The sequence below is a fragment of the Micromonospora sp. NBRC 110038 genome (genome assembly GCF_020884815.1).
In the GTDB taxonomy this organism is placed as follows: Bacteria; Actinomycetota; Actinomycetes; order Mycobacteriales; family Micromonosporaceae; genus Micromonospora; species Micromonospora haikouensis.
The window spans coordinates 46265-59892 of sequence record NZ_BBOL01000014.1 but is presented as its reverse complement, the minus strand read 5'-3'; the positions used below and the strand labels follow the sequence as shown (position 1 = coordinate 59892).

The 13628-nt window shown below is 71.6% G+C and carries 10 protein-coding genes; 8 read left to right on the top strand and 2 right to left on the bottom strand.

Annotated elements, in window-relative coordinates; genetic code table 11:
• Positions 1-41: 41 nt before the first annotated feature.
• Both LPU61_RS31085 and LPU61_RS31080 read right to left on the bottom strand, forming a co-directional pair.
• The gene (locus tag LPU61_RS31085; RefSeq protein ID WP_043963288.1) at positions 42-1496 is read right to left on the bottom strand and encodes a cellulase family glycosylhydrolase; all 1455 of its coding nucleotides are present in this window, start codon (positions 1494-1496) and stop codon (positions 42-44) included.
• Positions 1497-1655: 159 nt separating this feature from the next.
• Entirely contained in the window at positions 1656-2669 is a 1014-nt protein-coding gene (locus LPU61_RS31080; RefSeq protein WP_043963289.1) for a LacI family DNA-binding transcriptional regulator, read from the bottom strand.
• Between the two features lie 880 nt (positions 2670-3549).
• Here LPU61_RS31080 and araB point away from each other — a divergent pair.
• From araB to LPU61_RS31040, 8 genes are all read left to right on the top strand, one after another.
• Entirely contained in the window at positions 3550-5247 is a 1698-nt protein-coding gene (gene araB, locus LPU61_RS31075; RefSeq protein WP_229406929.1) for a ribulokinase, read from the top strand.
• Positions 5244-5936, top strand: coding sequence for an L-ribulose-5-phosphate 4-epimerase (locus LPU61_RS31070; RefSeq protein WP_199486030.1), 693 nt, complete (start codon positions 5244-5246; stop codon positions 5934-5936). The genes araB and LPU61_RS31070 overlap by 4 nt, the downstream gene beginning before the upstream one ends.
• Positions 5937-6093: 157 nt before the next feature.
• The gene (locus LPU61_RS31065; RefSeq protein WP_043963291.1) at positions 6094-7110 is read left to right on the top strand and encodes an ABC transporter substrate-binding protein; all 1017 of its coding nucleotides are present in this window, start codon (positions 6094-6096) and stop codon (positions 7108-7110) included.
• A 72-nt stretch (positions 7111-7182) separates the two neighbouring features.
• Positions 7183-8727, top strand: a complete 1545-nt coding sequence (locus tag LPU61_RS31060; protein ID WP_043963292.1) for a sugar ABC transporter ATP-binding protein — start codon at positions 7183-7185, stop codon at positions 8725-8727.
• Positions 8724-9794, top strand: a complete 1071-nt coding sequence (locus tag LPU61_RS31055) for an ABC transporter permease (protein WP_229406928.1) — start codon at positions 8724-8726, stop codon at positions 9792-9794. The genes LPU61_RS31060 and LPU61_RS31055 overlap by 4 nt, the downstream gene beginning before the upstream one ends.
• Positions 9791-10783 (top strand): galactofuranose ABC transporter, permease protein YjfF, encoded by a 993-nt coding sequence (gene yjfF, locus LPU61_RS31050; RefSeq protein WP_043963294.1) that lies wholly within the window; start codon positions 9791-9793, stop codon positions 10781-10783. Before LPU61_RS31055 ends, yjfF begins: the two co-directional genes overlap by 4 nt.
• 28 nt (positions 10784-10811) lie before the next feature.
• Positions 10812-12317, top strand: coding sequence for an L-arabinose isomerase (araA, locus tag LPU61_RS31045; protein WP_229406927.1), 1506 nt, complete (start codon positions 10812-10814; stop codon positions 12315-12317).
• 141 nt (positions 12318-12458) lie between these two features.
• Positions 12459-13487, top strand: coding sequence for a LacI family DNA-binding transcriptional regulator (locus LPU61_RS31040; protein WP_043963296.1), 1029 nt, complete (start codon positions 12459-12461; stop codon positions 13485-13487).
• Positions 13488-13628 lie beyond the last annotated feature (141 nt).

Below are 13628 nucleotides of genomic sequence, written 5' to 3'. Positions count from 1 at the left end.
CCGTCCATCGTGGACGGGGCGACGCCGGGCGGTGCGAGCGGTCAGCTCGTGGGGAAGTTGTCCGGGGTGCGGATGCGGTTGCGCATGTAGTTGCCCGAGTCGGTCAGCACCGACGTGCCGGTGTACGTGCCGCCGTAGCAGGTGCCGGGGCGGAACGCGGCGCTGCCCTCGTCGGCGTCCGAGAACGTCCAGTTGGCGTAGCTGATCTTCAGCCGGTCCAGCAGGTCCATCCAGGTGTTGCTGCTGGCCACGTCCACGGCGCCGCCGCCGGTGTAGGTGACCGTGCCGAACTCGGTGACGAACATGGGAATCCGGGCGGCGGCGCGCTCCAGCTCGGCCCGGTAGTTGTCCTTGTGGGACGCGGCGTAGAAGTGGAACGCGTACATGATGTTGCTGGCGTTCACCGGGTTGTTGATCACCTCGGTGGAGTTGCCGCCCTCGGATACGCCGAGCGAGGACCAGCCGCGGGTGCCGACGATGACGATCGCGTCCGGGTCGTTGGCGCGGATGATCGGGATGACCTGCTCGGCGTAGTTCTTGATCGTCGACCAGCTCACCCCGTTGGGCTCGTTGGTGACCTCGTAGATCACGTTGTTCTTGTTGGCGTGCCGGGCGGACACGGCGGCGAAGAACGTCTTGGCCCGCTCCAGGTTGAACATCGGGTCGCCCGGCGTCAGGGTGTGGAAGTCGATCAGCGCGTACATGCCGCGCTCGGTGGCCTCGTCCACGAGGGTGTTGACCCGGTTGGTGAAGCCGGCCGGGTCGGTCTCGTAGCCGTCCTCCTGCACGTACATGGAGACGCGGAGCAGGTCGGCCAGCCAGTCCTTGGACAGCGCGTCGAGGGACGCGTCGTTGTAGCACTGGGCGAACCACTGCAGGCCGTGGGTGCTCATGCCGCGCAGCTGGATCGGCTTGCCGTACCGGTTGCACAGGTTGACCCCGCACACCCGCAGCTGACCGTTGATCGCCACCGGCGTCGTGCCGGTCGGCGGGGCGGTGGTGGGCGGGGGAGTGGTCGGCGGCGGCGTGGTGGGCGGCGGCGTCGTCGGGGTCGACGTGGTCGGCGTCGTGCCACCGGTGCACACCGTGCCGTTGAGCGTGAACGACGTCGGCGTCGGGTTGCCGCCGGTGAAGGTGCCGTTGAAGCCGATGCTCGTCGCCGCGCCCGTGGCCAACGAGCCGTTGTAGCTCAGGCTCTGCGCCGTGACGGCGCTGCCGCTCTGCTGGTACGTCGCCGACCAGCCCTGGGTGAGCTTCTGCCCCTGGTCCGGGAAGGTGAAGCCGAGGGTCCAACCGTTGATCGGGTCACCGAGGTTCTTGACGCTGATCGACGCGGTGAACCCCCCGGACCAGCTGTTGGTCGTGTAGGTGACGGCGCAACCGGTGGCGGCCATGGCGTTGGTGGCCGGTAGGATCGCCGTCGCACCGAGGGTCAGCGCGCCGACGGCGCCGGCCACGACCAGCTGTCGTCGGGACGGGCGGGGAGCTCTCTTCATCGGCTGTCTCATTCCGTCGGGGGTGGTGGGGTGGCGCGCGGGCGGGGGCCCGGGAGCGCTCCCACGGCAGCTTAGGGGCGTGCGTAACACCTCCGCAACATGTCGATGCGTCGAAGTGTGCCGCGCCGACCGACGCCGCGCCACGGGCCGGCGGCGCGGTCAGCAGGGTCGGGTGCTGTGCCGGACGACCAGCGGGGTGGCCAGTTCGATGCGGTCACTGGCCAGCTCCTCGCCGTTGACCAGGCTGAGCAGCATGCGGGTGGCCATCGCCGCCATCTCCGTCAGCGGCTGCCGGACGGTGGTCAGCGGCGGCACGGCCCACCGGGCGGCGTCCAGATCGTCGAAACCGACGACGCTCATGTCGTCCGGCACCCGCAGTCCCCGCTCGTAGAGCGCCTCGTAGGCGCCCAGGGCCATCTCGTCGGAGCAGGCGAAGAGCGCCGTCGGTGGCCGGGCCAGGTCGAGCAGGGCGTGCGTCTCCCGGTAGCCCGAGGGGGCCAGGAAGTCGCCGGTGCGGACGTGGCCGGTGGGGACCCGCTGGCCGGCGGCGTCCATGGCGGCCCGGTAGCCGTCGACACGGGCGCGGCTGCACGGCACGGTGGGGGGACCGCCGATGACGGCGATGCGGTGGTGGCCGAGGTCGAGCAGATGCTCGGTGGCCGCCCGCCCGCCGGCCCAGTTGGTCGCCCCGACGGAGGGAATGTCCGCGGGGGGCTGCCCGGCCGGATCGATGATCACCGCCGGGATGCCCAGCTCCTCGAGGTGGCCGCGCTGGGCGGGCGAGAGGTCGGAGAGGACGAGCAGCACCCCGTTGCAGCGTCGGGCGGCCAGCTGCTCGGTCCAGCGCCGGTCGGGGCGGGTGCGGTGCCGGCCGTGGACGGCGGAGACGACGACGCCGAAGCCGGCCTGGTAGGCCAGCTCCTCCACGCCGTCGATGATCTGCATGGCCCACGGGCTGCCCAGGTCCCGCAGCACCAGGTCGATCAGGCCCGCCCGGTTCGCCGGGCGGGCCGTGCCCCGGGCCGTGTACCCCCGTGCGTCGAGCAGTGTCTGCACCCGGTGCCGGGTCGCGGGTGCGACGTCCGGCCGGCCGTTGAGGACCTTCGAGACGGTGGGGATGGACACCCCGGCCGCCTGCGCGATCTCCGCCAGCGTCGCCCGCTGTTGTTCCATGGCATCTCCCTCGCTCCCGGCCCGCCGCAGCATATCCCGAAACTTTCGACGCTTGGGGGCGGGGCGGGCGGAAACCGGGGCCGACCTCGACGCATCGACGGGTGACGCTTGACGCGCCATCGCGCGGGCGCTTAGTCTGCTCGCGTCCGAAACAAGCTCGAAACTTTCGGGCGCGGCCTGCCTCCGCGTCCGCTGTCGGCCGGGTCGGCGCCGCCGGACGGGGCGGCGTCGACCCGGTTGCCCGACACGGGGCGCCGGGCCGGGATCGCGGGCCGGGGGTGCGGTTTCGGCGGGGCCCGCGGGCTCAGGTGGTGCCGTCGCGCTCCGTGACGAAGGGGAGCTGTCCACATCGGGCCGATCGTTCTTACTCCGCGTTGCCATCCTTTGGGGTCCGCCTCGGTCCTGTCGCGCGCTTTGCTCTGCACCCACGGGCGCAGCACCCTGGTGGAGCTGCGGATACGTGGCATCGCCGGGAATCGCGAAGGTTCGTGCGCGGCGGCGGAGCGTGAGCGTTGCGTCCCTGGGTGCAGAGCAAAGCGGGTGGGCGGGATGGGGTGCCGCTGGGTCGAGAACATTCACTCCCCGTCACGGCCGGGCGGCGGGCGGGCGCGCCGGCCGCAGCCGGCGCGCGGCGGCGGGGCGTGCCCTGCCTCACGCGGCCGAAGCGCCCACTTCCTTGTGAACGCACACATCCCTGATCCAGGGCCGTCTCCGTCGTGGGTCGCGTCCCGTGACCGGATCGTTGCCGACGTCGTCATCTGGAGAGATTCCAGGCAGCGGGCCGTGTCGTGGACCGGACTGAAAGATCTTGGCGGGAAGCATCTTGACGCCACTACATGTGAGCGCTAACACTGTTGCCAGCAAGTGAGCGGAGGATGTCATGAGCGTTTCGGCAGGGCCGGGCGACCGGTACGTTGTCGGCGTCGACTACGGCACGTTGTCGGGTCGAGCGCTGGTGGTACGGGTCGGTGACGGTGCCGAACTGGGCACGGCGGTGCACGAGTACCGACACGCCGTGATGGACACGGTACTCGCCGTCGACGGCCAGGCGCTACCCGCCGACTGGGCCCTGCAGGACCCGGACGACTACCGCGAGGTGCTGCGGCAGGCGGTGCCGGCGGCCCTGGCCGCCAGCGGCGTCGACCCGCAGCAGGTCGTCGGCATCGGCATCGACTTCACCGCCTGCACCGTGCTGCCCACCCTCGCCGATGGCACGCCGCTGTGCGAGCTGCCCGACCTGCGTACCCGGCCGCACGCCTGGGTGAAGCTCTGGAAGCACCACGCGGCCCAGCCCCAGGCGGACCGGATCAACGAGCTGGCCCACGCCCGCAACGAGCCGTGGATCGGCCGCTACGGCGGCAAGATCTCCGCCGAGTGGCAGTACGCCAAGGGCCTGCAGCTGCTGGAGGAGGACCCGGAGGTCTACGACCGGGCCGAGCGGTGGATCGAGGCCGCCGACTGGATCGTCTGGCAGCTCTGCGGCGTCGAGACCCGCAACGTGTGCACCGCCGGCTACAAGGGCATCCGCCAGGACGGGCGGTACCCGTCGCGGGAGTACCTGGCCGCGCTGAACCCGGGCTTCGCCGACTTCGTCGCCAAGATCGACGGTCCGCTCGCGCCGCTGGGCGCCCGGGCCGGCGGGCTGACCGCCGAGGCCGCGGCCTGGACCGGCCTGCCGGAGGGGATCGCGGTGGCGGTCGGCAACGTCGACGCCCACGTCACCTCCGCCGCCGCCCAGGCCCTCGAGCCGGGCCGGCTGGTCGCCATCATGGGCACCTCCACCTGCCACGTCGTCAACGGCACCGAGCTGGCCGAGGTGGCCGGCATGTGCGGCGTCGTGGACGGCGGGATCAGCTCCGGGCACTGGGGCTACGAGGCGGGCCAGAGCGGCGTCGGCGACATCTTCGGCTGGTACGTCCAGCACGCCGCCCCCGCCGGCTACGCCTCGCACGAGGCGCTCACGGCTGCCGCCGCCGCCCAGCCGGTCGGCGCGCACGGCCTGGTGGCGCTGGACTGGTGGAACGGCAACCGCTCCCTGCTGGTCAACCACGACCTCAGCGGGGTGATCGTCGGGCTGACCCTGGCCACCCGGCCGCCGGACGTCTACCGCGCGCTGCTGGAGTCCACCGCGTTCGGCACCCGCATGATCATCGAGGCGTTCGCCGACGCCGGGGTGCCGGTCGACGAGATCATCGTCGCGGGCGGGCTGACCAACAACGCGCTGCTCATGCAGATCTACGCCGACGTCACGCAGCGCCCGCTGGGCATCATCGGCTCGGCGCAGGGTCCGGCGCTCGGCTCGGCGATCCACGCGGCGGTCGCCGCGGGCGCGTACCCCGACGTGCCGGCCGCCTCGGCGGTGATGGGCCGGGTCGACCGCGACGTCTACCGGCCCGACCCGCAGCGGGCGCTCGCCTACGACGCGCTCTACGCGGAGTACCGGCGTCTGCACGACCACTTCGGCCGGGGCGGCGACGACGTCCTGCTGCGGCTGCGCACCATCCGCAACGCCGCCCGCCGGGCGGCCGACCACTTCCCGGCCGGCGAGGCCGCAGTCCCCCTGGAGGTGTTGGCATGAGCCCCGACCTGGGCGCCGAGGTGACGCGCCTGCGTGAGCAGGTCGCGACCCTGCACGGCGAGCTGGTCCGGTACGGCCTGGTGGCCTGGACGGCCGGCAACGTCTCCGCCCGGGTGCCGGGCGTGGACCTGATGGTCATCAAGCCCAGCGGCGTCTCCTACGACGACCTGCGACCCGACAACATGATCGTCTGCGACCTCGACGGGGCCGTCGTGGAGGGCGACCTGTCGCCGTCGAGCGACACCGCCGCGCACGCCTACGTCTACCGGGCGATGCCGGAGGTCGGGGGAGTGGTGCACACGCACAGCTCCTACGCCACCGCCTGGGCGGCCTGCGGCGAGTCGATCCCGTGCCACCTCACCGCCCAGGCCGACGAGTTCGGCGGCGAGATCCCGGTCGGCCCGTTCGCGCTCATCGGCGGCGACGACATCGGCAAGGGCATCGTGGCCACCCTGTCCGGGCACCGCTCGCCGGCGGTGCTCATGCGCAACCACGGCGTCTTCACCATCGGCAAGGACGCCCGCGCGGCGGTCAAGGCGGCGGTGATGTGCGAGGACGTCGCCCGCACCGCCCACCTGGCCCGCACGCTCGGCCGGCCGGTGCCGATGGCCCGCGAGGACATCGACTCCCTCTACGACCGCTACCAGAACGTCTACGGGCAGCCCGGGGTCTCGTCCGCGGCCCCCTGACCGCCGCCCGCACCGTCCAGGCCGGTCCGCACCCCGAGGGCCCGGCCCGTTCCACCGCACCTCACCACAGCACCACCGGTTGGCCGTGCCGTCCCGGCACGCCGAGGCGGCCCCGGCCCATGTAGGTACCCCACCCACCCCCGCAAGGAGTCATCACATGCGCAAGTCCGGCACGACCATCACCCGCCGCGGGTTCGGCGCGATCCTGGCCGCCGGCCTGATGGCCACCAGCCTGGCCGCGTGCGGCAACAGCGACACCGGCTCGGACGCTGGCGACGGCAAGGGCGACGGCAACGGCCAGATCGTCCTCGGCTTCTCGCAGGTCGGCGCGGAGAGCGGCTGGCGGACGGCGAACACCAACTCCATCAAGGAGTCCGCCGAGAAGGCCGGGATCAAGCTGCAGTTCGACGACGCGCAGCAGAAGCAGGAGAACCAGATCAAGGCGATCCGCAACTTCATCCAGCAGAAGGTCGACGTGATCGCCTTCTCGCCGGTGGTGGAGTCGGGCTGGGACACCGTGCTCAAGGAGGCCAAGGACGCCAAGATCCCGGTCATCCTGACCGACCGCGCCGTCGACTCGGCCGACAAGAGCCTCTACAAGACCTTCATCGGCTCCGACTTCGTGAAGGAGGGCCGGCTCGCCGGCGAGTGGCTGGTCGAGCAGAAGAAGTCGGCCACCGGTCCGGTGAACATCGTCGAGCTGCAGGGCACCACCGGCTCGGCGCCGGCCAACGACCGCAAGAAGGGCTTCGCGGAGGCGATCGCCGCCAACCCCAACCTGAAGGTCGTCGCGTCGCAGAGCGGTGACTTCACCCGGGCCGGCGGCAAGCAGGTCATGGAGCAGTTCCTCAAGGCCAACCCGAAGATCGACGTGCTGTTCGCCCACAACGACGACATGGGCCTCGGCGCGCTGGAGGCGATCACCGCGGCCGGCAAGGTGCCGGGCAAGGACATCACCATCATCACCATCGACGCGGTCAAGGACGGCATGCAGGCCCTGGCCGACGGCAAGTTCAACTTCATCGCCGAGTGCAGCCCGCTGCTGGGCGACCAGCTGATGGAGCTGGTGAAGAAGGTCAAGGCCGGCGAGGAGGTCCCCGCCCGGGTCGAGACCCAGGAGACCACCTTCACCCAGGAGCAGGCCAAGGCCGCTCTGCCGACCCGGAAGTACTGACCGGAGGGGGCCGCCGCGCCACGCGCGGCGGCCCCGCCGCTCGCTTCCGCGACACACGAAAGGCCTGGTCAGATGTCGCAGAGGCATCCGGTCCTGACGATGACCGCGATCAGCAAGATCTTCCCGGGAGTACGCGCCCTCGACGGCGTCGACTTCCGCCTCTTCCCCGGTGAGGTCCACGCCCTGATGGGCGAGAACGGCGCCGGCAAGTCCACCCTCATCAAGGTGCTGACCGGCGTCTACGGCACGGACGCCGGCACGATCACCCTCGACGGTCAGCAGGTCTCCTTCGCCGGGCCGATGCAGGCCACCGCGGCCGGGGTGAGCACCGTCTACCAGGAGGTCAACCTCCTGCCGAACCTGTCGGTGGCGGAGAACATCTTCATCGGCCGCGAGCCGCGCCGCCTCGGGTCCGTCAACTGGCGTGAGATGCGCCGCCGGGCCCAGGAGCTGCTGGCCCGCATCGACCTGCACATCGACGTCACCGAGCTGCTCGGCAGCTACTCCCTCGCGGTGCAGCAGATGGTCGCCATCGCCCGCGCCATCGACGTGAACGCCCGGGTGCTGATCCTCGACGAGCCCACCTCCAGCCTTGACGCCGACGAGGTGGCCCAGCTGATGCGGATCATGCGCCAGCTGCGCGACGACGGCATCGCGATCGTCTTCGTCACCCACTTCCTCGACCAGGTGTACGGCATCGCCGACCGGATCACCGTGCTGCGCAACGGCCGCCTCGTCGGCGAGTACCCGACGGCCGAGCTGCCCCAGATCGCCCTCGTGGAGAAGATGATCGGCCATGAGCTCGACGCGCTGGAGCGCCTCGACTCCGAGACCGACCGGGACCGCGCGGCGATCGCGGCGGGGGAGCCCTTCGTGGCGGCGGACGGGCTGGGCCGCAGCGGCTCGGTCGCGCCGTTCAGCCTCACCATCCACGCCGGCGAGGTCGTCGGGCTGGCCGGGCTGCTCGGGTCGGGGCGTACCGAGGTCGCCCGGCTGTTCTTCGGCGCGGACCGCGCCGACCAGGGCCGGCTCACCGTCGACGGCGCGCCCGCCGCGATCCGCAACCCGGTGGCCGCGATCGACCGCGGCGTCGCCTTCTGCTCCGAGAACCGCCGCACCGAGGGACTGGTGGGCGAGCTGTCGGTGCGGGAGAACATCATCCTCGCCATGCAGGCCGCCCGCGGCTGGCTGCGGCCGGTGCCCCGGCGCAAGCAGGACGAGCTGGTCGAGCGCTACATCAAGGCGCTGAGCATCCGGCCCGCCGACCCCGACATGCCGGTGCGCAACCTCTCCGGCGGCAACCAGCAGAAGGTGCTGCTCGCCCGGTGGCTGATCACCGAGCCGCGGCTGCTGATCCTGGACGAGCCGACCCGGGGCATCGACATCGGCGCGAAGACCGAGATCCAGCGCCTGGTGGCGCAGCTCTCCGACGGCGGCATGGCGGTGCTGTTCATCTCCGCCGAGCTGGAGGAGGTGCTGCGGCTCAGCCACAAGGTCGTCGTGATGCGCGACCGGCGGCTGGTCGCCCAGCTCGACAACGACGACACCCTCGACGCCGACCGCGTGATGCGGGCCATCGCCAGCGGTGCGGCGCAGGAAGGGTTGGAGAAGGTATGAGCACAGCCCGTACCCGCCTCGCGGGCGTCACCGGCCACCGGCTGTTCTGGCCCCTGGTCATGCTGGTGGTGCTGCTGGCGGCGAACACCATCTACCGGCCGAGCTTCCTGTCGGTCGAGCTGAAGAACGGCCACCTCTACGGCAGCCTGATCGACATCGTCCGGCTCAGCGCCCCGCTGATCCTGGTCGCGCTGGGCATGTCCCTGGTGATCGCCACCGGCGGCATCGACCTGTCCGTGGGCTCCGTGGCCGCTGTCAGCGGCGCGATAGCCTGCCTCTACATCAGCGAGCAGCCCGACCAGAACAGCCTCGGCGCGGTGCTCACCGCGGTGGCGATCGCGTCCGGCATCGCTCTGGTGCTCGGCGCGTGGAACGGGATCCTGGTCGCCGGGATAGGCATCCAACCGATCATCGCCACGCTGATCCTGATGGTCGCCGGCCGAGGGCTGGCCCAGCTGGTCACCTCCGGGCAGATCATCACGATCAACAGCGAGCCGTACAAGACGATCGGGGTCGGGCACCTGCTCACGCTGCCGTTCGCGATCATCATCGCCCTCGCGGTGACCCTGGTCGTGGCGGTGCTGACCCGCCGCACCGCCCTCGGTATGATCATCGAGGCGGTCGGCGGCAACGCCGAGGCCAGCCGCCTGGCGGGCGTGCGCTCGCGGCGGATCACCTTCCTTGTGTACGTGGTGAGCGCCGCCTGCGCGGCCGTCGCCGGGTTCATGATGACCGCGAACGTCTCCAGCGCCGACGGCAACGCCGTGGGCCTCTGGGTCGAGCTCGACGCGATCCTCGCCGTGGTCATCGGCGGCACGTCGCTGGTCGGTGGCCGGTTCTACCTCAGCGGCACCATCGTCGGCGCGCTGATCATCCAGACCCTGACCACCTCGGTGTACGCCATGAACATCGACCCGCAGACGGCCCTGCTGTTCAAGGCGGTCGTGGTGATCGCGGTCTGCCTCATCCAGGCGCCGGCGTTCCGCGCCCGGTTCCGGCGTCGGCAGGCACCGGGGGCGCCCCCGGTGGCCCCGGTCGAGAAGCAGAAGGAGCAGGTTCCGGCATGACCACGACCCCACTGGCCGCGCGAGGCCCCCGGGCCTGGTGGCGGGTGCCGCAGCGGCAGGTGCCGGTGCTGGCCACCCTGGCCCTGCTGCTGGTGATGTACGGCATCGGCGTCTCGCAGTACCGCGCCTTCTCCAACATCCAGGTCGTCTTCAACATCTTCATCGACAACGGCTTCCTGCTCGTCGTCGCGGTCGGCATGACCTTCGTGATCCTGACCGGCGGCATCGACCTGTCGGTCGGCTCGGTGGTGGCGATGACCGCGATGGTGTCGGCGTCGCTGCTCGGCGACGGCGTGCACCCCGCGCTGGTGCTGCTGATCGCGCTGCTCATCGGCCCCGCCCTCGGGTTCGCGATGGGCTGCGTCATCCACTTCTTCGACATCCAGCCGTTCATCGTCACCCTGGCCGGCATGTTCTTCGCCCGGGGCATGTGCACCTGGATCAGCTCGACGTCCATCCCGATCACCGACGGGTTCTGGACCTCGGCGGCGCAGGAGCGCATCCGCATCGGCGAGAACTTCGTGACCGTGAGCGTCCTGGTCGCCCTCGCCGTGGTGGCGGTCGCGGCGTACACGCTGGCGTACACCCGGCTGGGCCGCAACGTGTACGCCATCGGCGGCAACCAGCAGTCGGCGCTGCTCATGGGCCTGCCCGTGGGGCGCACGAAGATCGCCGTCTACACGATCAGCGGGCTCTGCTCGGCGATCGGCGGCATCCTGCTGTCGTTCTACACGCTGTCCGGCGCCCCGCTGATCGCCATCGGCATGGAGCTGGACACGATCGCCGCCGTCGTCATCGGCGGGACCCTGCTCACGGGCGGCTCCGGCTACGTGTTCGGCACCGTGCTGGGTGTCCTCGTGCTGGGGGTGATCCAGACGCTGATCACCTTCGACGGCAGCCTCAGCTCCTGGTGGACCAAGATCGTGATCGGTGGCCTGCTGTTCGCGTTCATCCTCCTCCAGCGCCTCGTCGGCATCCGCAAGAAGTGACCACCCCAGTACACCGGAAGGCAACCCCATGACCAACCCATCCCCGGCCGCCGAGGTCTGGTTCCTCACCGGCAGCCAGGGCCTGTACGGCCCGGAGACCCTGCGTCAGGTGGCCGACCAGTCCCGGCAGATCGCGGCGCAGCTCGACGCCGACCCGGCCATCCCCGCCCGGGTGGTCTGGAAGCCGGTGCTCACCTCCAGCGCCGACATCCTGGCCGTCTGCCGTGACGCCGCCGTCCAGGGCGCGGTCGGGGTGATCGCCTGGATGCACACCTTCTCCCCGGCCAAGATGTGGATCTCCGGCCTGGACGCGCTGCGCACCCCGCTGCTGCACCTGCACACGCAGGCCAACGTGGCGCTGCCCTGGTCGGACATCGACATGGACTTCATGAACCTCAACCAGGCCGCCCACGGCGACCGGGAGTTCGGGTTCGTCCAGACCCGGCTGGGGGTGGCCCGCAAGACCGTCGCGGGGCACGTGAGCAACCCGAGCGTCACCGCCCGCATCGCGGCGTGGACCCGGGCGGCGATCGGGCACGCGGAGATGCGGTCGCTGCGGCTGGCGCGCTTCGGCGACAACATGCGCAACGTGGCGGTGACCGAGGGCGACAAGGTCGAGGCGGAGCTGCGCTTCGGCGTGTCGGTCAACACGTACGGCGTGAACGACCTGGTGGCGGCCGTGGACGCGGTGGCGGACTCGCGCATCGACGAGCTGGTCAAGGAGTACGACGACAGCTACCGGCTCGTCGCCGAGCTGCGGGCCGGCGGCGAGCGGCACGACTCGCTGCGCTACGCCGCCCGGATCGAGGCGGGCCTGCGCGACTTCCTCGACGCGGGCGGGTTCCGCGCGTTCACCACGAACTTCGAGGACCTCGGCGGGCTGCGGCAGCTGCCGGGGATCGCGGTGCAGCGGCTGATGGCCGACGGCTACGGCTTCGGCGGCGAGGGCGACTGGAAGACCTCGGTGCTGGTGCGCACGCTCAAGGCGATGTCGGTGGGCACCACGGGCGGCACGTCCTTCATGGAGGACTACACCTACGACCTCACGCCGGGGCAGGAGGTGGTCCTCGGCGCGCACATGCTGGAGGTCTGCCCGACCATCGCCGCCGACACGCCCGCCGTGGAGATCCACCCGCTGGGCATCGGCGGCCGCGAGGACCCCGTGCGCCTGGTGTTCGACGCCCAGGCGGGGCCCGCCGTGGTGCTGGGGCTGGCCGACATGGGGGAGCGGTTCCGGCTGGTCGCCAACGAGATCGATGTGATCGTCCCGCCGCAGCCGCTGCCGAAGCTGCCCGTGGCCCGCGCGGTGTGGCGGCCCCGGCCGGACCTGGCCGGCTCGGCGGAGGCGTGGCTCACGGCCGGCGCGCCGCACCACACGGTGCTGTCGCAGGCCGTCGGGGTCGAGGAACTGCACGACCTGGCCGAGATGGTCGCCACCGAGCTGGTCGTCATCGACGCGGAGACGAACACCCGTGGGCTGACGAACGAGTTGCGGTGGAACCAGGCCTACTACCGGTTGGCCAGGGGCTTCTGAGGCCCGACCGGTCGACCGTACGACCGGGTGTCCGGCGTGGTCCCGGAGGCGGGAGCACGCCGGACACACCGTCCGCGCAGCGAGCCTGACCGCCCGTCTTGTTGATCACGACGGGCTACGATGGCCACGAGGGGAGTTGCCATGGGTCAGCAGCCGGCCGCACGCGCGGCGGTGATGAACGACGTCGCCCGGCTCGCCGGTGTCTCGCACCAGACGGTGTCGCGGGTGCTCAACAACCACCCGAGCGTCCGGCAGGAGACCCGCGAGCGGGTGATGCGCGCGGTGCACCAGCTCAACTACCGGCCCAACGCCCTGGCCCGGGGGCTGGCCGGGCGGCGCTCCCGGGTCATCGGCGTGGTCAGCTTCGACACCATCCTCTACGGCCCGGCGGCGACCCTGCTCGGCATCGAGCGCGCCGCCCGCGCGGCGGGGTACGGCATCAGCATCGTCACCCTGGAGCAGCTCGACCGGGCCGGGATGCGGTCGGCGATCGACGCCCTCACCGAGCAGTCGGTGGCGGGGGTGGTCGTCATCGCCCCGATGATGACGGCGGCGGTGGCCGTGCACGGACTGCCCACCGGCGTGCCCGCCGTGGTGGTCGAGTCGAGCGGCGGCGCCCGGGAGCTGCCGAGCATCTCCGTCGACCAGGTCGCCGGGGCCCGGCTGGCCGTGGAGCACCTGCTGTCCCTCGGGCACGAGACGGTGTGGCACATCGCCGGCCCCCGGGACTGGCTGGAGGCCCGCGACCGCGTCGACGGGTGGCGGTTGGCGCTGGAGCAGGCCGGGCGGTCCGTCCCGCCGGTCCTCGTCGGTGACTGGAGCCCGCGCGCGGGCTACGAGATCGGGCAGTCGCTGGTCGACCGCCCGGACGTGACGGCCGTGTTCTGCGCCAACGACCACCAGGCGCTCGGCCTGCTGCGGGCGCTGCACCAGCGCGGCGTGCGGGTTCCGGAGGACGTCAGCGTGGTCGGGTTCGACGACATCCCCGAGGCCGAATACCTCTCGCCGCCGCTGACCACGGTGCGGCAGGACTTCGACGAGGTGGGCCGCCGGTGCGTGGCGGCCCTGCTCGAGCTGTTCGACGCCGACGGCCCGGCGGGGCGCTTCCCGCATCCGCAGGTCGAGCCGCAGCTCGTCGTACGCGCGAGCAGCGGCGGTCGGAAGGGCTGACCGCACGTCGGGATCCGGTGCGCCGCAAGGGCCGCGCCGGTCTTCGCCGTGTCGGCCGACCGTGAGGGTCCGCCCGCTGCCGGCCGGTGGCCGTCCCGCCCCGGATTGCAGTGACCCCTGTTAGCGCGCACATACCCAGCG

Bases quoted from the DNA above. Each gene is read 5' to 3' on its own strand.
- LPU61_RS31060 (WP_043963292.1), top strand. From the start codon at position 7,183: ATGTCGCAGAGGCATCCGGTCCTGACGATGACCGCGATCAGCAAGATC.
- araA (WP_229406927.1), top strand. From the start codon at position 10,812: ATGACCAACCCATCCCCGGCCGCCGAGGTCTGGTTCCTCACCGGCAGC.
- LPU61_RS31080 (WP_043963289.1), bottom strand. From the start codon at position 2,669: ATGGAACAACAGCGGGCGACGCTGGCGGAGATCGCGCAGGCGGCCGGG.
- LPU61_RS31055 (WP_229406928.1), top strand. From the start codon at position 8,724: ATGAGCACAGCCCGTACCCGCCTCGCGGGCGTCACCGGCCACCGGCTG.
- LPU61_RS31085 (WP_043963288.1), bottom strand. From the start codon at position 1,496: ATGAAGAGAGCTCCCCGCCCGTCCCGACGACAGCTGGTCGTGGCCGGC.
- LPU61_RS31070 (WP_199486030.1), top strand. From the start codon at position 5,244: ATGAGCCCCGACCTGGGCGCCGAGGTGACGCGCCTGCGTGAGCAGGTC.
- LPU61_RS31065 (WP_043963291.1), top strand. From the start codon at position 6,094: ATGCGCAAGTCCGGCACGACCATCACCCGCCGCGGGTTCGGCGCGATC.
- yjfF (WP_043963294.1), top strand. From the start codon at position 9,791: ATGACCACGACCCCACTGGCCGCGCGAGGCCCCCGGGCCTGGTGGCGG.
- araB (WP_229406929.1), top strand. From the start codon at position 3,550: ATGAGCGTTTCGGCAGGGCCGGGCGACCGGTACGTTGTCGGCGTCGAC.
- LPU61_RS31040 (WP_043963296.1), top strand. From the start codon at position 12,459: ATGGGTCAGCAGCCGGCCGCACGCGCGGCGGTGATGAACGACGTCGCC.